This is a genomic window from Microcoleus sp. T3_D1 (genome assembly GCF_036700405.1).
In the GTDB taxonomy this organism is placed as follows: domain Bacteria; phylum Cyanobacteriota; class Cyanobacteriia; order Cyanobacteriales; family Microcoleaceae; genus Microcoleus.
In genome coordinates, this window is the sequence record NZ_JAUBOV010000026.1 from 1 (window position 1) to 19825 (window position 19825).

Here is a 19825-nt window from a genome sequence, read left to right on the forward strand (position 1 = left end):
TATTTAGTTGTCCTAACCAATTGGTTAGGCTAACCGTCCCTGAGTATTTCTACCCATTTAGGTTAAACGAATCGCACATGATTGCACTTATTGTACCGCGTCGAGAAGCGGGGGCTGCAGGGGGATTGCCTCACCTGCGGTTCAGGTTGCTGGGGTTGGCTGGGTGCGATCGACCTTTTTTCGATCGGCTTTGGCGCAGCAACCGAGGAGCAAATTGATTAGAATTGAGAGCAAATTAAGGAATTAATTATAATGACCAATATCAAATAAATATTAAAATCCGTTCAATTTGTGGTTGATGCTAACGGTAAAAAGAAAGCCACACAGTTGAGCATATCGGCTTGGGAAGCTTTGATCGACTGGATCGAAGTTCGGGAAGACGAACAGGTTTTCTTGCACGGCGATGGCGCAATTGCAAAAATGCGGCAGTCCAGAAAAAGCGGGTTGGCTTGATTGGGAAACCGTTAAAGATGAATGGGATGAAGATTGAGGTTATTATCAGTAGAATAAGCGTTGATACAAAAATCATACAGAGGAAGAGCAGTGGACATACTACCTACCTTTATCACCCATTACTATTGGGGCAAGCATGAGATGCTAAAAAATTTGTGTAATCTTCCTCTGAATGAAGGTGAAATTATTATTGCCAATCTTAGAAGCAGTGGAAAACGTGTCTGGCTCCACTCAGGCTACCTCAAGGATCGGCATCGCGTAGAGGAATGGCTCTATCACGAGTTTGAGAACAAGGGAAAAAAGCCCCGCCTCCGTCACCCACTTTACTTTGTTCTTGGTGAGAATGATGATTTTTTTAGTAAGAATGGTTTCTTCAGTGATAAAGAGCCTGCAAAACTTCAGCTTCCTCTGGCTATTTTTACCAGTGATACGATTTCTTTTACCTATCCTGACAGCATGACTAGCCTTAATCTAGTGAGTCCTCCCCCACCAGATACCTATGAGCTTAGACCTCGCGAGGATGGTCAAATGCCGACATTGGAGGAAATTGATGAAGAGATGAGAAGGTTTGCAGAATCGTACCGCAAGCCTCAACACGGTCAAGTGTTTACGTTGTCAGAAATTGCAGACGTGGTGAAAAGGTATGGAATGCCAGGAACAAAATGGCAGTCCGAGCCACAATGGAGGATCGATCGCTATATTGAGGCTCAAGTCTGGGATGAGCGCCCTATATGGGAGTTTCTATCCACAAACACGTTAGACTGCAACGATTACAGCAAGCAGCTTTAGCGCAAGGACTGCGATTGCAGGCGGAACTAAAACACAGGGAACCTGCGGCTGAGATTTTAGCAATGGCAGAAGCGGTTCAAGCAGATTTGATTGTGGTGGTCTCAACTATAATTAAGTTATACCTATTATCAAAGTAGAGGTAGCCTGAATGACCGGATTAGAAGTATTGCAGTCAGTTAAGTTTCTCAATCTAAAAGGCAAACAACTTGCTGTCTTAGATGTCGAAAATTGGCAAGCACTCATCGAATAGTTAGAGACTTTAGAAGAGTTGCAAATTCCCAAACAAGCATTAAATGAGTTAAAAGCTGCTGGTGGAAATCGCGATCGTGCCGGTTGGCTGGATTGGGAAGGACTTAAAGATAAGTGGGATGAAAACTGAGGTTATTACCCGATTAAATTTCAGTACAAACTTAAGGAGGCAAGAGTTATGCAAAGCATTAAACTACGATCGCACGTCGGTTCGGACGGGATGTTGCATTTGCAAATCCCCGGTGGTATCAAAGATACAGATTTGGAAGTTATTGTAATTTTCCAGCCTATAGCAACTGCAAGTGAGGCTAAAACACCGGAAGATTTAGGCTGGCCGCCCGGTTTTTTTGAGAGAACTTTCGGGTGCTTTCAGGATGAACCTTTAGTTCGAGGAGAGCAAGGGGAATATGAAGAGCGAGAGGAATTGCTGTGATTTATTTACTGGATACCAATACCTGTATCGGTTACTTGAACGGCAGATCGATTGGAGTTTTGCGAAGGTTGCAGGCTCTACCTTCACAGGATGTCGCAGTATGTTCTGTTGTTAAAGCTGAACTGTTCTATGGATCTATGAGAAGCAACAATCCCGGTCGATCGCTTGCCCAACAGCAAGATTTTTTGAATCGCTTCATATCTCTTCCCTTTGATGACCAGTCTGCCCTAATTTACGGTCAAATTCGCACTCAATTAGCTGCATCTGGAACACCAATTGGCCCTAATGACCTTTTGATTGCCTCTATTGCTCTCGCCAACAACCTAATTCTTGTAACTCACAATACCCGCGAGTTCAGCCGTGTTGAGGGTTTGCGTCTGGAGGATTGGGAGATAGAGGTCTGAGTTAGATGTATCGAGTTTCCATCTACTCAAAATCAAAACTTCTTTCAAAACAAAACAATGCTTGCGACCCAAATAACATTATGAAATTCACCTTAGATGTAGAAAACAATCCCACAGGCTGGCCCGACCACACTCAGCTACCAGAATCCGACGGTACTTTTGTGAAAAACTTTCAAGAACATCCCCAAAGCATCCTACTAACAGATTCAATTACTCCTGTTTTAGAAAGAATTCACGCTGACGGTAACTACTGCATCGGTCAAGATAGCGGTATTTATTGGCGATTAACTGAGCCACTAGAACGGGGTGCAGAAGCACCTGACTGGTTTTATGTGCCTAATGTCCCGCCAACACTAGACGGTCAATTGCGCCGTTCTTATGTGATGTGGCAAGAATTCGTAGCACCGTTAATTGTGTTAGAATTTGTATCGGGCAATGGTGCAGAAGAACGGGACAGAACGCCTTTGTTGCGATCGGGTCAACAAGAAACTAAGCCGGGTAAATTCTGGATTTATGAAAATGTCATCCGTCCGGCATTTTACGGGATTTATGAAGTAACTAAGGCTAGCGTTGAAGTCTATCACCTGATCGAAGATAGGTATCAATTAGTTGCTGCAAATGAGCGCGGTCATTATCCCATTGAACCGTTAGGAGTGGAATTGGGAATTTGGCAAGGAAGGTATCAAAATGTTGAGTTACCTTGGCTGCGCTGGTGGGATAGTGAAGGGAATTTGCTGTTATCGGGAGCAGAAAGAGCCGATCGCGCCGAAGACCAATTAGAGCAATTGCGCGCTCAGTTGCGATCGGCTGGAATTGAACCAGAATTGTGAATTGGAGTGCAAGGGCGATCGCCCCCATCGCCAGCGATCGCACGTAAAAACTTTACAATGGCGATCGGGAACATCGATCGCTCCTATTGAAGCTAAAATCGAACAACAACCCCAAATAAATCTATGGGACTCTTTGACAAGATTCGCGGCGAATTTGTCGATATCATCGAATGGTTGGACAATACCAGCGACACCATTGCCTATCGATTCGAGCGCCACCAAAACGAAATAAAACAAGGTGCTAAACTAACTGTACGACCCGGACAAAGAGCAGTCTTTGTCAGCGAAGGCCAAGTGGCCGATGTCTTCGATCCGGGAATGTACGAACTGTACACCCGCAACTTACCCATTCTGGGCACCTTAAAAGGTTGGCCCTACGGTTTCAACTCTCCCTTCAAAGCAGAAGTCTACTTTTTTAACACGAAAATATTTACGAACCTGAGATGGGGAACCTCTAACCCTGTAATTATCCGCGATCCAGAACTCGGCCCAGTGAGAATGCGGGCTTTTGGCACATACAACATTAAAGTTTCCCATCCAGAACAACTCTTAAAACAACTAATCAGCACTGACGGACTATTTCAAGTAGATGAAATCACCGATCAACTCCGCAATACAATAGTCAGTGCCTTTGCCAATTGGGTTGGCAATTCCCGCGTTCCCCTGCTGGACTTTGCAGCCAACTACACCCACATGGGCGAACAGGTGCGAGTTGCCATAGAGCCAAGTATCCAGCAGTTTGGGTTAGAGTTAACTCAGCTATTAATTGAAAATATTTCGATGCCGCCTGAAGTTGAAGAAGCACTCGACAAACGAGCCTCGATCGGACTTCTGGGAAATATGCAGCAATATACCCAATATCAAGCTGCTAACGCCATAGAAGCATCAGCAAATAACCCTAGCGGCGGCAATCAAGCATTAGAATTTGGCATGGGAATGGCACTAGGTCAGCAAATGACAAATATGATGCAGTCACCAGGATCGCAAACTCCGCCGCCACCTCCCCCGCCAACACAAACTCAGTGGTATATTGCCCAGAACGGTCAACAATCAGGCCCTTTTGAATTGCATCAACTTTTGCAAAATGGTTTGACACATCAGGTAATGGTGTGGCGTGCGGGATTTGACGGCTGGAAGTTAGCATCGCAAGTGCCGGAATTAGCATCTTTGTTGGCGACAGTACCGCCGCCTCCGCCGCCAGCCGCCGCCTAAAATTTTGCATATTTAGTTAATTGGTAATTGGTAATTGGGATGCTTTCCCGATTACCGATTAGCAATTACATCACCAATTAACCATTATGAATACTTCTGAACCTGCTGTTAAACGTTTTCCCTGTCCTAGCTGCGGGGCTTATTTAGAGTTCAACCCCCAAGCAGGAAAGCTCAAGTGCGCTTACTGCGGCTGGGAGGATGCAATTCCCCAAACTGCCCAAGAGGTAAAGGAGAACTCTTACGAACAATATCTACAACTCGACGAAACGGCGCTGACAACTTTATCAACAACAGCCCTTGAAGTAAAATGCAATGATTGCGGAGCAAGTGTTACTTTTGAACCGCCGAAAGTAGCGGGTAAATGTCCATTTTGTGCTTCTCCAATTGTGACGCAACCTGAAAAAGCTAGCCCCAGTGTGCATCCAGAGGGAATTGTTCCTTTTGAAGTTACTGATAAACAGGCCAGAGAAAGCATTCAGAAGTGGCTAAGCAATCGCTGGTTTGCTCCTTCTGCTTTGAAATCCCTAGCGCAACAGGAGAAAATTCAAGGGGTTTATTTGCCGTTTTGGACTTACGACACTTATACCGTTAGTTACTATCAGGGTTCTCGCGGAGAACACTACTACGTGACTGAAACTTATACGGAAACAAACTCGCAGGGCGAAACAGAAACTAAGACTCGCGAAGTGCAACATACCAGGTGGTGGCCTGCTTCTGGCAGAGTCGATCGCTCTTTTGACGATATTCTGATTCCCGCTACAACTTCAGTCGATCGCCCCCGCCTGGATGCGTTAGAACCTTGGCATCTCAAGGAGTCGCTGCGCGCTTACAATTCATCTTATTTAGCTGGGTTTGAAGCGCAGCGATCGCAAGTCTCTCTCACTCAAGGATTTGAATCTGCTAAAAATGTCATGGCCGGTACTATTCACTTCGATGTTTGCAGGAATATTGGTGGCGACGAGCAGCGGGTTCACAGCATTTCTACTGATTACAATGCTATCACTTTTAAGCATATTTTGCTCCCTGTTTGGTTGTGTGCCTATCGTTATCAAAACCAACGATATCAAGTAATGGTTAATGCACGCACCGCTGAAGTTCAAGGCGAACGTCCCTACAGTGTTTGGAAAATTACTGCTGCTGTTGTTAGCGGTGTCGTGCTTGCGGGTGTTATGTACCTATTGTTTACTGGTAATTGGAAATATATCCGTGTTCCCGGTCTGCCTCAACCGCAACCCCAACCAACTTCCTTACCTGTACCGAGCCAAAAATTACCCCCAGCGCCTGTTCCCTCTACCGCACCTGTACCGAGCCAAAAATTACCGCCAGCGCCTGTTCCCTCTACCGCACCTGTACCGAACAAAAAATTACCGCCAGCGCCGGTTCCCTCTTCTAATTAGTTCATTAGCATTTCTTACCCTACTATGGAAAAAGCCGTCTTCAAAAGACGGGGTTTTAAACCCAAATCTCTGATATATGTCATTGCGAGCTCTTAGGGAAGCAATCGCATAGTCTCGGTGATTGCTTCCCTAAAAGCTCGCGATGACATATATATAAAACTTACTATAATCATCACAGAGGAAACCCAGTGCCACGCATTTTTGACAACATTGAACTGCGGCTGCTACCAGCATTGCGAGACACCATTAAACTCTCCTATCGGGCAGATTTTTGTGTGGGCTATTTCAATCTTCGGGGATGGCGGAGAATTGGCGATTTAATAGAAGCATACGTGGGAAACCAAGGAGCCTGCTGCCGCCTTTTGGTGGGAATGCAAAGTTTGCCGACTGATGAATTGAATGCTAGTTTTAGCCTGATTCCCCATCACGGGGGGATTGACAATAATGCCATTATTCGGCTCAAAAAACGGATGGCTGAGGAATTTCGCCACCAGTTGACGATCGGCGCTCCCAACGATCGCGACGAGCAGGGCTTACGCAGGTTAAGCTATCAGATTAAAAGCGGAAAAGTTATTGTTAAATTATTCTTAGCTTACCCACTGCACGCTAAACTTTATCTCGTTCATCGTCAAGACCCAAACAGCCCAATTGTAGGTTTTTTGGGCAGCAGCAATCTGACTTTATCGGGACTGTCAAAACAAGGGGAATTGAATATTGATATTTTAGATTTTGATGCTTGTAATAAGTTGCAAAAATGGTTTGACGATCGCTGGGAAGAATATGGCTGTGTTGATATTTCCAAAGAACTTGCAGAAATTATCGATCGCAGTTGGGCGAGATCCGAACTAATTCCACCTTATCACATCTATCTCAACATTGTCTATCATTTGTCCCGCGAGGCGATCGCAGGTATTGCTGAGTTTCAGATTCCCCGCGCTTTTAAGGGTTTATTTCAGTTTCAAGAAGAAGCCGTTAAGCTAGCCGCCCGTCACATTACCAAACGGGGAGGCGTGATTATTGGCGACGTTGTAGGGTTGGGGAAAACTTTAGTCGGTACGGCGATCGCCAAAATTTTACAAGAAGACTGTTTCTTGGAAACCCTGATTATTTGTCCCAAAAACTTAGTCAAAATGTGGCAAGAGTATGCAGATAAATATCGACTGCTGGCAAAAGTTTTATCCATCAGTCGGGTGCAGCAAGAATTGCCAGAATTGCGTCGCTATCGAGTTGTGTTAATTGATGAAAGTCACAACCTCAGAAACCGCGAAGGCAAGCGATATCGCGCGATTCAAGAATATATTGCCATCAATGAAAGTAAATGTATATTGCTTTCGGCAACTCCCTACAACAAAACCTATTTAGATTTATCTGCTCAGTTGCGGCTGTTTGTTCCCGAAGACCAAAATTTAGGATTGCGGCCCGAAGCTTTGCTCAATCAATTGGGCGGAGGCAGTCAAGGAGAGTTAGAATTTATTAAGCGGCATCAATGTTCCGTGCGCTCTTTGGCGGCTTTTGAAAAAAGCGATCATCCTGATGATTGGCGAGACTTGATGAAGCGCTACATGGTGAGGCGAACTCGCTCGTTTATTAAAGGAAATTATGCGGAAACTGATGCACAAAACGATCGCAAATATCTAGAATTTGCCGTTAGCGAAGCCCTCGAAGAGGATCGCACGCGATCCTATTTTCCCGATCGCCTTCCCAAAACCATTAAGTTTTCCTCAGAAACCTCCGCAACTAACTCCCAGCTTGACTTTGAGGAAATTGTCGAAGTCATCAATGCACTAAATCTGCCGCGTTACGGGCTGGGAAATTACATCGCCAAAAAACCCAAACAACAGCCGACTGAAGCAGAACAACGGCAGTTAAATGCCCTATTTCGTGGGGGTCGCCGGTTAATGGGATTTTCGCGGACAAACCTGTTTAAACGCCTAGAAAGCAGCGGCAGTGCCTTTATTCAGTCGATCGAGCGCCACATCCTGCGGAATTTTATCTACTTATATGCGATCGACCAAAACTTCGATATTCCGATCGGCACCCAGGATGCAGACTTGTTGGATACCCGCAACAGCGATGAAGATGCTGATTCAGTGGTGGTTAGCAGTTTTGAAAGCGAAGAAATCGAAGAGGATGCGGGCGAATTTTTAGATATGGAAGCCGAATTACTGTCAAGCGAAAAGAGTTTTAAACAGCGGGCAGAAGTTGTTTATCGAGAATATCAAACGCGCTACCAGCGCAGGTTTAAATGGCTCAAATCTGAATTTTTTGATACCAAGAAGTTAAAACGGGATTTGCTAGCCGATGCCCGCTGTTTGATAGAAGTATTGCAAACTTGCGGTGAATGGCATTCTCAACCCGATGAAAAGTTAGCTGCTTTGGTGAAATTGCTCACAGAAACTCACCCCCATGAGAAAGTATTAATTTTTACTCAGTTTGCCGATACAGTCCGCTATATAACTGATAATTTAACTAAGCTAAATATTGCGGGCGCTGCATCGGTGACAGGTAAATCAAAAGACCCCACAGAACTCACATTTCGGTTTAGTCCAACTAGCAACGGTAAGCGTGACAAAATCTCCCCAGAACGAGAATTGCGAATCTTAATTGCCACCGACATTCTGAGTGAAGGTCACAACTTGCAAGACAGTGCGATTATCGTTAATTATGACTTACCTTGGGCAATTATTCGATTAATTCAGCGGGCGGGAAGAGTGGACAGAATCGGGCAACAAGCCGATCGCATTTTGTGCTATTCGTTTTTGCCAGACGAAGGAGTCGATCGCATTATCAACCTGCGCGAAAGACTGCGCCGGCGCTTGCAAGAAAATGCCGAAGTCGTCGGAACTGATGAGACATTTTTTGAGGATGACTCACCTCAAGTCATTCTCGATATTTACAATGAAAAATCAGGAATTTTAGATGGCGAAGAAGATGCCGAAGTTGACTTAACATCCGAAGCTTTTCAAATTTGGAAAAATGCCACTGACAACAACCCAATTTTGAAAAAAACCATTGAGTCAATGCCAAATGTAGTTTATTCAACTCGCAATCATACTCCCGCACCCTTGCAACCAGAAGGCGTTTTATTGTACATGAAAACCGCCGAGGGAAATGATTCGTTAATTTGGGTCGATCGCGATGGCAATAGCGTTAGTCAATCGCAAATCGGAATCTTAAGAATTGCAGCTTGCGACGAAGCGACACCAGCAATTCCCAGAGACAAACAGCATCACGAATTAGTTACAAAAGGTGCAGAGTTGATAGCAGAAGAAGAGTCAACAGCGGGCGGACAATTGGGCAGGCCTTCCGGGGCCCGCTTCCAAACTTATGAACGTTTGAAGAGTTACTTTAAGGAAATGAATGGTACAATATTTGCATCCGATGAGTTGTCAAAAGCCATTGATGAAATTTATCGCTATCCCCTGCGCCAGTCGGCAATTGACACGTTGAATCGGCAGTTAAAAAGCGGTATTGGCGATCGACAATTAGCCGAATTAGTCGTGGGTTTGCGGATGGATGACCGTTTGTGTATAGTTAGTGAAGATGGAGACAAACGGGAACCGATGATTATTTGTTCTTTAGGCTTGTTTCAGGACAAATAATTATTGGGAGTCGAGAAACCGGGTTTTTGCGAAAATACTTCGCTGTAGCCCGCAAATTCAGTAAAAACCCGGTTTCTGATTTATCGATTTAGCGACTCCGCCCAAGAAACCGGGTTTTTTCCGAGATTAAAGGCTATCAACCAGTATTCTCGCAAAAACCCGGTTTCTAACCACCCACCCCTAATTCCATAACATCCGTTAAATCCGTTACAAAATCCGTTGCCAAACATCCGTTAAATCCGTTACAAAATCCGTTGCCGAACTTCCTTCATATATAACCATGCCACAAACACTTAAAGAATCCCGCGAACTTCTCCAAGACTTTGAATTTAATAAATTGTTCGTCCAAAAACTCGGTTGGGATAATCCATCTTCCCACAAAACCGTACCTCTAGAAATAGACGGCGAGACTTATTCCCGAAAAGCCATTTCCCAACTTAACAAAGTAGTTGTATATGAAATTACCAGCGCTAGCGGAAATATCCCCAACAGCGCCCAAAGACTGACAATTTATCGCGAAATCGTCCACATTTCTGCCGAAAACCTATTGATTTTTATTGACAAAAATCGCACTAAATGTCTGTGGTATTGGGTAAAGCGCGAAGGTACAAAACTTTATCCCCGCGATCATGTATACGTGAAACGGGAACCTTGCGATTTGCTACTGAGTAAAGTCACAGCTTTAAAGGTTGATTTAGCAGAATTAGAAAAGCTTTCGGTGATTGAGGTCGTCCAAAGATTGCAGGCTGGATTGAATGTCGAACCAGTTACTAAGAAGTTTTTTGAAGAATTTAAACAGCAACACGTTGAATTTTTAAGTGTGATTCGCGGCATTGACAAAGAAACAGATAGGCGCTGGTATACTTCGGTTTTACTCAACCGCTTGATGTTTGTTTATTTTTTGCAGCGCAAAGGATTTATCGACAATCAAAAATTGATGTATTTGCAGGAAAAGTTAGCCGAAAGCAAGCAGCGGGGAACGGATTTATTTTACTCGCAATTCTTGAAAACACTGTTTTTTGATGGATTTGCTAAACCTCTAGATTTGCGGGAGGAAGGGGTTAAAGAATTAATCGGCGATGTTAAATATTTGAATGGGGGATTGTTTCTGGAACATCCCATCGAACAAAATTATCCGAATATCGCCATACCAGATGCTGCTTTTGAGAAAATATTTAATTTATTTGCAGCCTATTCTTGGAATCTCGATGATACAGTGGGCGGGAAGGAAAACGAAATTAATCCGGCGGTTTTGGGATACATCTTTGAGAAATACATTAACCAAAAAGCCTTTGGTGCTTATTATACCAGGCCGGAGATTACTGAATATTTGTGCGATCGCACAATCAACAAACTAATCCTCGATAGAGTTAACCAATCCCTTAACTCTTCCTCCCATGCCCAATTCCCCATGCCCGATGCCCAATGCCCGATTCCCCATCACTTTGAAACTATCACCGAACTCCTCACCAATCTCGACGCCAATCTCTGCCGCAGCCTGCTAACAGACATCCTCCCAAACCTAACATTATTAGACCCAGCCTGCGGTTCCGGCGCGTTTTTAGTCGCCGCCATGAAAACGCTAATTTACATCTATTCAAAAGTCTTTGGTACAAGCAAGTTTTTAAATGATCGTTACCTCAATGACTACCTAAAAGACATCGAAAAAGAGCATAGTTCACTTAACTACTATATCAAAAAACGGATTATTAGCGACAACCTCTATGGCGTGGATATCATGCCGGAAGCAGTGGAAATTGCTAAACTGCGACTGTTTTTGGCCTTAGTTTCGGCGGCGCAGAATGTCAGCGACTTGGAACCGTTGCCGAATATTGATTTTAACATTATGGCCGGTAATTCCTTAATTGGATTACTTCGGGTAGATGACGCAGAATATGAAGGAAGTCGAGCACAGTTAAATTTGTTTCACAAGACATATAGACAAGTAGTAGAAGAGAAAAACCGTCTAATCTCTATTTACCGTGATGCGACTACCTATAGCCAAAACTTGCAGAGTTTACGAGATGAAATTGCAGAAAAGAAAGCGCCGGCTATCGAAAATATTAATAAGATTTTGTTGGAAGATTTCAAGGAGTTAAAAATTAAGTTTGAACAAGCACAGATTAGCGGTAAGCCTATTAAGCGTACCCTGACTCTCGCTGATATAGAAGCTTTGAAGCCTTTTCACTGGGGCTATGAGTTTGATGAGATTTTGCATCAACGGGGCGGATTTGATGCGATTATTACCAATCCACCTTGGGAAATATTCAAGCCAAATGCTAGAGAGTTTTTTGTGCAGCATAACGAACTAGCCAAAAAAAGTAAGATGGATATCAAAACTTTTGAAAAAGAGCAAAATAAAATTCTGCTAAATCCAGAGATTGCTGAAACTTGGTTAAAATATTTGAGTGAATTTCCCCATGTTAGCGCTTACTACCGTTCAGCCGAACAGTACAAAAATCAGATTTCAATTGTCAACGGCAAAAAGTCTGGTACTGATATTAACTTCTACAAGCTTTTTCTAGAGCAATGTTTTAACCTCTTACGCCCAAATGGCGAGTGCGGCATCATCATTCCTTCAGGAGTTTATACTGATTTGGGAACTAAGCAACTGCGGGAAATGTTATTTGTTGAGACTCAGATTGATTCACTGTTTGGTTTGTCGAATGAAAAGTTTATTTTTGAAGGAGTACATCACAGCTTCAAGTTTTGCTTGCTCACTTTTGAGAAAGGTAAAAGTACAGAGTCATTTCAAGCTGCTTTCCGCATCAATCCGCGAGAAGCGATTCGGGTGGAAAAACTCGATACTTTTCTGAACAATCAAGATGAATGTATTGAGATTTCTGTTAACTTGATTCGTCGCTTATCTCCTGACTCTCTTTCGGTGATGGAGTTTAAAAATGAGGGAGATATTCGGATAGCTGAGAAAATGCTGCAATTCCCTTTGCTGGGCGAACAGATTGAGGGAAAATGGAATCTGCGGTTAACTCGTGAATTTGACATGACGAATGATAGTCATTTATTCAAGCAAGAACCAGGGAAAGGGAGACTGCCACTTTATGAAGGTAAAATGATTCATCAGTTTACTCATCTATATGCTGAACCAAGATATTGGGTGGATGAGAAAGAAGGGAGGAAAGCTTTATTGGGAAGGAATGGCGTAGATAACGGTCAACAATTGGATTATCAGTGTTACCGCTTCGCATATCGTTCAATTGCTAGCAGCACAAATGCTCGAAGCCTTATTGGTACAATACTGCCTAAAAATGTTGTCTGTGGTCATTCTCTCAATATTTCCTCTCCTATTAAAAATAACAAATATATGCTGTTTATTGGTGCCGCTTTAAATAGCTTTTGTTTTGACTTTACATTGCGTCAAAAAGTATCGTCAAATTTAACTATGTTCTTTATTTACCAGACACCGGTACCGCGATTAAAATCAGGTGACAAATACTTCACCGACATCGTACAACGCGCCGCCAAACTAATCTGCACCGCCCCAGAATTTGACGAATTAGCCCAAGAAGTCGGCTTAAACTCCCACCGAGAAGGTGTTACCGATGAAACAGAACGCGCTCAATTGCGAGCCGAATTAGACGGCATCATAGCCCACCTTTACGGCTTAACCGAAGCCGAATTTGCGTATATTTTGACTACTTTTCCCATTGTCCCCGAAACCGTCAAACAAGCAGCATTAGCGGCCTATCGCACCTTTGCAGCATCACCCGGAGATCCCCCCTAACCCCCCTTAAGAAGGGGGGGACAGGAAGTAGATCCCACGTTTGCAGGGGAAAGAAGAGGAGAATGCAGTGCCGTTTCCCTAAAAATAATAGGGGGGTAGGGACACCGCATTGCCCATAGGTGTCAACTTAAGCCTAAAACCCTTGATAAATATCATTTTCACCATAGTCTAGAGCCCCCTAAATCCCCCTTCAGAAGGGAGTAGGGTGTGAGTAGGGGGTGACTTTGATCGGACTCTTGTCCCCCCCTTAACAAGGGGGGCGCCAGGGTGATCTGGCCCTAATCGTCAAACAACAGTCTCTGACTGGGTTTGACGTTAAGTTGACACTAATGGGCATTGCCGTGTCTTCCTGCCTCGCGCATGAAAATCGATTCTTTTACGGTAGGGAAACGGCAGTTCCGCGTCCCTACAGATTTCCCAAAAAAATGTAACGAGTTGTAAAGTATAATTAAACCGAAGCGAACACAGAGGCCAAGTAGTATCAAATGCGAGTTGCGATCGCCGGAGCAGGCTTAGCAGGACTTTCCTGCGCTAAATATCTTACCGACGCGGGCCACACCCCCATCCTCCTAGAAAGTCGGGACGTACTCGGCGGCAAAGTAGCCGCCTGGAAAGATGCAGACGGCGACTGGTACGAAACCGGCCTTCACATCTTCTTCGGCGCATACCCGAATATGCTCCAACTCTTCAAAGAACTTGACATCGAAGACCGGCTGCAATGGAAAGAACACTCGATGATTTTCAATCAGCCGGAAACCCCCGGAACCTATTCCCGCTTTGACTTTCCCGACCTTCCCGCCCCCTTCAACGGCGTCGCAGCCATCTTGAGCAACAACGATATGCTCACCTGGCCCGAAAAAATCCGCTTCGGTATAGGTTTGATTCCGGCGATGCTTCAGGGTCAAAACTATGTCGAAGCAATGGACAAATACTCGTTTTCCGACTGGCTCAAAAAGCAAAACGTCCCCCCCAGGGTCGAAAAAGAAGTATTCATCGCCATGTCCAAGGCGCTCAACTTCATCGACCCCCACGAAATATCCGCAACCATACTGCTGACAGCCCTCAACCGCTTCTTGCAAGAGAAAAACGGCTCGAAAATGGCCTTTTTAGACGGTTCCCCCACAGAGAGGTTGTGTCAGCCGATGGTAGACTACATAACTGAGCGCGGCGGCGAAGTCCGGCTGAATGCACCCATCAAAGAGTTTTTGCTCAACGATGACAACACGGTGCGCGGCTTCCACATTCGGGGAGTAGAAGGGGCAGAGTCAGAAATTCTGACGGCCGATATTTACGTTTCCGCGATGCCGGTTGACCCGCTCAAGTTGATGATGCCGAAACCTTGGGGCGAAATGGATTATTTCAAACAGCTCGAAGGCTTGGAGGGAGTACCCGTCATTAATGTACACTTGTGGTTCGATCGCAAGCTAACTGAAATCGACCATTTGCTGTTCTCGCGATCGCCCTTGCTGAGCGTCTACGCCGACATGAGCAACACCTGCCGCGAATATGCCAACCCAGACAAATCAATGCTGGAACTGGTTTTAGCACCGGCCAAAGACTGGATAGGCAAATCTGACGAAGATATCGTCGCAGCCACAATGGTCGAGTTAGAAAAACTCTTTCCCGATCAAATCCCAGAACCAGCCAAACTGCTCAAATATCACGTAGTCAAAACCCCTCGTTCCGTCTACAAAGCCACTCCCGGACGCCAGCAGTGCCGTCCCACACAAACAACTCCCATTAGCAATTTCTATCTAACGGGGGATTATACAATGCAGCGTTATCTTGCGAGTATGGAAGGTGCCGTGCTTTCTGGTAAGCTGACAGCGCAGGCTATTTCAACGGCCAATAACCAATGAAAAATTAAGAATTTTTCATAAAGACGTAAAAAATCTCCCGTTTTCTAAACGGGGGAAAATCAGTTCTAATCTTTAAATTTCTTATTCTCGGATGCTGCAACTGTCAAAACTCCAGTGCATGAGAACTCTGGCTTCTGTGGATGACTCTTACGAACTGTGCCGCCAAGTCACCGCGAGTTATGCCAAAAATTTTTATTTAGGCACTCAACTCATGCCCGAAGCCAAGCGTCGGGCGATTTGGGCGATTTACGTCTGGTGCCGCCGCACCGACGAACTCGTAGACGGGCCGGGTTCTGATGCAACGACCCCTGAAACCCTCAATCTGTGGGAAAAACGCCTAGAATCTGTGTTTGCCGGCCACCCCCACGACGACTACGACGTAGCTTTGGTGGATACGCTGTCTCGTTTCCCGATCGACATTGGGCCGTTTCGAGAAATGATTGCGGGCCAGCAAATGGACTTGTACCGCAGCCGCTACGAAACTTTTGAAGAGCTCAATCTTTACTGTTATCGAGTAGCGGGTACTGTAGGGCTGATGTCGATGTCTGTCATGGGTGTAGGCGAATCGAGCTCCGCTGCTAACTGGAATTGGCACTGGGGTAATAGAATTCCCAAAGAAGAAGCGATAGCCCTGGGTATTGCCAAGCAGTTGACTAATATTCTGCGCGATGTCGGAGAAGACGCCCGCCGCGGCCGCATTTACCTTCCCTTAGAAGACTTAGCCTTGTTTAACTACACCGAAGAAGATTTATTCAACGGTGTAATTGACAACCGCTGGCGGGAATTGATGCGGTTTCAAATTCAGCGAGCTCGCAAATTATACGCCAGCGCGGAACCGGGAATTAAAGTGCTCAGTCCCGATATTCGGTGGACTGTTTGGGCTGCTACAATGCTCTACAGCAGAATCTTAAATGCGATCGAACGCAATCAATATGATGTGTTTCAGAAGCGGGCTTATGTTAGCAATTCTCAGAAACTGCGGTGTCTCCCCGCTGCTTGGATGAAGTCAAAAGTGCTTTAGCCGCAGCCCGTATTGCTGGCGATTCGGCAACGGGTAAGGGGTATTTGTCAAGTTACAAATTATATGATGTCCAGCAAATTGCATATTAGGTTAGTGGGGACGCGGTAGTGCCGTGTCCCTACGTTTGGTGTGTTAAATTAAGTCAAATTCTAAGTCAAATTAGTGGAGTAGCGGGCGGAATTGGCAATTGGGCGATCGAACTTTCCAACAATTGCTTTTCCTGCTGGAGTTTTGCTTCTAAATTTTGAATTTGTTCTCGGCGGGCTTCAACTTCAATCAAGCGGCGAGACAATTCTTGACTCTGCAAAGTGAGAGATTGCCTCCAATCTTCTGCTTTCTGGGCTTCTTGCTGCAAAAAATCGGGAGTAAAGCCTGTTGTTAAATATTTCTCAACTAATTCTAGCACCCAGTTTGTAGCTGCTTGAATATCCAAAACCTGGCTATTTTCGTCAACATTTGCTAATACTAGCATCCCTTCATTTAAAACATTTTGATCTAAATCTGACGGTACTGTCAAGAGAGTTTCTTTACAAAGCATAGCCCAAGTGTCATCAGAATTTTGGCAAGCCAGCAATTGCAGACTTATCTCGCCTAAAATTTTCTTCTTTTGTACTTGGGCTAAATATAGCATAAGGGTAATTAGTAATTGGTAATTGGTGATTAATTGCCCGTGTTAGCACAATTGGTTCTATTATTGAAACCAAATTTGTAGGGGCGGGTTCGCCAACCATTTATGGTAAACATCAATAATACTATAAACCCGCCCCCGCCCACCAACAATAAAAATGTACGATGAATTTAGAGGTAAAATTGTGATGTAAATAATGGCTGAGGAGAGGGCGGGTTTACGAGATTGTTTGTGTATTTCATAGATGGCTGGTTAACCCGCCCCTACGGGATTTTGGGATGTTTTTATACAGCGATCGCCCAGCATAATAAAAATCATAATCTCCTCAGAAACCGGGTTTCTTTCAATATTTTTCGTTACTCAACCGAAAAATTCGTAGAAACCCGGTTTCTCACCCCACCCGCGACTAATGACTGCTGACTAATGACTAATGACTCCTTAAAACACCTTTAGCCGATCGCGCAAAATCTCCGCCTGTTTTTGGGCTTCCGCCAAAGCATCCCTCGCCCCCTGAACCACATCAGGAGTAGCCTTATCCACAAACTTCTGATTAGTCAAGCGCGCCGCAGTATGCTTAATTTCAGCTTCCACCTTGCTCAACTTCTTCTCTAATTTAGCACGCAAAGCCGCCAAATCGACAACCCCAGCCAGAGGAATCAATACTTGCACAGTACCGACAACCCCAGCAATTGTCTGTCCCAAATCTGCATCCAAACTAGCAGTAACTGTCAGATTTTCGACTTTTGCCAAATCCTGAATGTAAACACCTCCATCTGAGAGGATTTGGCGTTCTTTCTCGCTTTCGCTTTGCAAAATCGCCGTCACCTTCACACTGGGTTTGATATCAGCATCTGCCCGCAAATTGCGAACTGTGCGAATTGTACCGAACAACAACTCAAACTGCTGTTCCAAATCAGCATCAATTAGCGAGAGGTCGGCTTCAGGATAAGCTTGCAAAGCCAAACATCGATCGTCACCTGTTTGAGTCAGAGTGTGCCAAATCTCCTCAGTAATGTGCGGCATAAAAGGATGCAGTAGTTTCAGAATCCCTTCCAACACAAAAGCAAACGTTTGCTGGGCCACTTTCTTAGAATTTGGTTCAGCATCCTGTTGCAAGCGAGACTTGACCAACTCAATATACCAGTCACAGAAATCGCCCCAAATAAACTCATAAAGTCCCTTGGCCGCTTCTCCCAAACCGTAAGTTTCCAAAGAATTGCGGCTTTGCTGCACAACTTGATTGTAGCGAGAAAGAATCCAGCGATCGCACAATTCCAAGGGCGGGCACGGGGGCACCGCCCCTACGGTGGGCTGGGGGTGAGGACTTCCCAACTGCTGCGGCGTCTGTCCCTCCAAATTCATCATCACAAACCTGGCCGCATTCCACAACTTATTCGTGAAATTCCGCGAAGCTTCCACCGATTTCGATTCATCAGTTTTGCGATCGTACTCCATGCGAATATTTTGACCGGCCCCAACCACTTCCTTAACCAAAGTGTAGCGCAAAGCATCAGTACCGTACTTACCAATCAACAGCAGTGGATCGATACCATTGTTTTTACTCTTAGACATTTTTTGACCGTTTTCATCCAACACCAAACCGTGAATGTAAACAGTATCAAAAGGCATCTTTCCAGTAAAATGTCCTGCCATCATCGTCATTCTAGCAACCCAGAAAAAGATGATATCAAAACCTGTAACTAAAGTAGTTGTCGGATAGTAAAAATCCAAATCCTTAGTTTCATCCGGCCATCCCAAAGTTGAGAAAGGCCACAACCCGGACGAAAACCAAGTATCCAAGACATCTGGATCTCTTGCTAACTGCACGTCATTTCCAAATTTAGCCGTTGCTTTTTCCTTAGCTTCAGCTTCCGTTTTCGCAACTATAAAAGGTGTTGTATCAGTAATTTCGCCGTTAGTTTCGCTAACAGCATACCAAGCCGGGATTTGGTGTCCCCACCACAATTGTCGGGAGATACACCAATCCTTCAGCTTCACCAACCAATCGCGATAAACCTTTGTCCATCTGTCAGGAACAAAGACGGGTGAGTTACTTTGATCTAATGCCTCTAAAGCACGTTGAGAAAGAGGATCTATCTTCACAAACCATTGCGTAGATATCAAAGGTTCGACCGGAACTTTGCCGCGTTCGCTGTAGGGAACTGTATGCTTATAATCTTCTATTTTAACCAAAACCCCGTCAGTTTCTAACCGCTTCACCACATTTTTCCGGGCAACAAATCGGTCTTGTCCTTGGAACTCTCCGGCATTTTCATTTAAAGTGCCGTCCTTATTCATGATGTTAATAAACGGCAAATTGTGACGCTTACCCATCTCGAAGTCATTCGGATCGTGGGCCGGAGTCACCTTGACACAACCAGTTCCGAAAGTCGGATCGACAAACTCATCAGCAACGATCGGTATTTCGCGATTGACGATCGGCAAAGTCACAGTTTTACCGATAAGATGTTTGTAGCGATCGTCCTGTGGATTCACCGCCACCCCTGTATCGCCCAACATCGTTTCCGGCCGAGTCGTCGCCACCTCCAAATAACCAGAACCATCCGTCAAAGGATAGCGGAAATGCCACAAATGGCCCTCAACTTCCTGCTGGTCTACCTCCAAATCCGACACAGCAGACTGACTAGCCGGACACCAATTGACCAGGTAATTGCCGCGATAAATCAGCCCCTCATCGTACAGACGGACAAACGCTTCTAAAACCGCAGCAGATAAGCCTTCATCCATCGTAAAGCGTTCGCGCGACCAATCCACAGACACGCCCAAACTGCGTAATTGATTAGTAATAGTATTGCCCGATTCAGCTTTCCACTCCCAGGCCCGTTCCAAGAATTTTTCTCGGCCTAAATCGTGGCGAGTTTTGCCTTCTGCTTTGAGTTGCTTTTCGAGAATAGTTTGAACGGCGATGCTAGCATGATCCGTTCCCGGCAACCACAGGGTATTGCGTCCAGTCATGCGGTGATAGCGGACGAGGACATCAATCAGCGTCTCTTCAAAAGCGTGTCCCATGTGGAGGCTGCCGGTGACGTTGGGCGGCGGGATGACTACGCAGTAAGGTTCGCCGCCTTTTTCGGGGTCAGCTTTGAAAGTTTGGTTGTCTTCCCAGTATTTTTGCCATTTGGCTTCGGTGGCTTGGGGGTCGTATTGCGGGGGTAGGTTTGCGGTCATTGGCGAGAGGGTGCAGG

15 protein-coding genes are annotated in these 19825 nt (G+C 45.1%); 13 read left to right on the plus strand and 2 right to left on the minus strand.

The genetic code is table 11. The features are described from left to right. The 13 genes from QT992_RS13910 to crtB all read left to right on the plus strand — a co-directional run. The coding region (locus tag QT992_RS13910; protein WP_333339762.1) for a hypothetical protein at window positions 1-218 on the plus strand (218 nt) is incomplete at its 5' end. A gap of 73 nt (window positions 219-291) precedes the next feature. Continuing rightward, on the plus strand, window positions 292-453 hold the full coding sequence (locus QT992_RS13915) for a hypothetical protein (protein ID WP_333339760.1): 162 nt from the start codon (window positions 292-294) through the stop codon (window positions 451-453). Between the two features lie 90 nt (window positions 454-543). Beyond that, entirely contained in the window at window positions 544-1242 is a 699-nt protein-coding gene (locus QT992_RS13920; protein WP_333339757.1) for a hypothetical protein, read from the plus strand. After that, on the plus strand, window positions 1185-1379 hold the full coding sequence (locus QT992_RS33605) for a universal stress protein (RefSeq protein ID WP_445299889.1): 195 nt from the start codon (window positions 1185-1187) through the stop codon (window positions 1377-1379). Before QT992_RS13920 ends, QT992_RS33605 begins: the two co-directional genes overlap by 58 nt. A gap of 290 nt (window positions 1380-1669) precedes the next feature. Further along, window positions 1670-1924: a hypothetical protein gene (locus QT992_RS13925; RefSeq protein WP_333339755.1), complete on the plus strand. Its 255-nt coding sequence runs from the start codon at window positions 1670-1672 to the stop codon at window positions 1922-1924. Beyond that, a complete protein-coding gene (gene vapC, locus QT992_RS13930; protein ID WP_333339753.1) occupies window positions 1921-2328 on the plus strand; it encodes a type II toxin-antitoxin system tRNA(fMet)-specific endonuclease VapC in 408 nt (135 codons plus the stop codon). Before QT992_RS13925 ends, vapC begins: the two co-directional genes overlap by 4 nt. Before the next feature lie 80 nt (window positions 2329-2408). Further along, window positions 2409-3158: a Uma2 family endonuclease gene (locus tag QT992_RS13935; RefSeq protein ID WP_333339751.1), complete on the plus strand. Its 750-nt coding sequence runs from the start codon at window positions 2409-2411 to the stop codon at window positions 3156-3158. 123 nt (window positions 3159-3281) lie between these two features. Continuing rightward, window positions 3282-4370 (plus strand): SPFH domain-containing protein, encoded by a 1089-nt coding sequence (locus QT992_RS13940; RefSeq protein ID WP_333339748.1) that lies wholly within the window; start codon window positions 3282-3284, stop codon window positions 4368-4370. 86 nt (window positions 4371-4456) lie between these two features. Continuing rightward, window positions 4457-5767: a hypothetical protein gene (locus QT992_RS13945; protein WP_333339746.1), complete on the plus strand. Its 1311-nt coding sequence runs from the start codon at window positions 4457-4459 to the stop codon at window positions 5765-5767. 188 nt (window positions 5768-5955) lie between these two features. After that, window positions 5956-9369, plus strand: coding sequence for a helicase-related protein (locus QT992_RS13950; RefSeq protein ID WP_333377130.1), 3414 nt, complete (start codon window positions 5956-5958; stop codon window positions 9367-9369). A gap of 280 nt (window positions 9370-9649) precedes the next feature. Then, on the plus strand, window positions 9650-13111 hold the full coding sequence (locus QT992_RS13955) for an Eco57I restriction-modification methylase domain-containing protein (RefSeq protein WP_333377132.1): 3462 nt from the start codon (window positions 9650-9652) through the stop codon (window positions 13109-13111). Window positions 13112-13596: 485 nt separating this feature from the next. Next, window positions 13597-14970, plus strand: a complete 1374-nt coding sequence (pds, locus tag QT992_RS13960; protein WP_333377134.1) for a 15-cis-phytoene desaturase — start codon at window positions 13597-13599, stop codon at window positions 14968-14970. A 91-nt stretch (window positions 14971-15061) separates the two neighbouring features. After that, window positions 15062-15991 carry a 15-cis-phytoene synthase CrtB gene (crtB, locus tag QT992_RS13965; protein ID WP_333339733.1) on the plus strand — a complete coding sequence of 310 codons (930 nt, stop codon included), beginning with the start codon at window positions 15062-15064 and terminating at the stop codon, window positions 15989-15991. 154 nt (window positions 15992-16145) lie between these two features. Here crtB and QT992_RS13970 read toward each other — a convergent pair whose 3' ends face one another. Both QT992_RS13970 and QT992_RS13975 read right to left on the minus strand, forming a co-directional pair. After that, on the minus strand, window positions 16146-16622 hold the full coding sequence (locus QT992_RS13970; protein ID WP_333339730.1) for a hypothetical protein: 477 nt from the start codon (window positions 16620-16622) through the stop codon (window positions 16146-16148). Between the two features lie 435 nt (window positions 16623-17057). Next, window positions 17058-19808 carry a valine--tRNA ligase gene (locus QT992_RS13975; RefSeq protein ID WP_333339727.1) on the minus strand — a complete coding sequence of 917 codons (2751 nt, stop codon included), beginning with the start codon at window positions 19806-19808 and terminating at the stop codon, window positions 17058-17060. Window positions 19809-19825 lie beyond the last annotated feature (17 nt).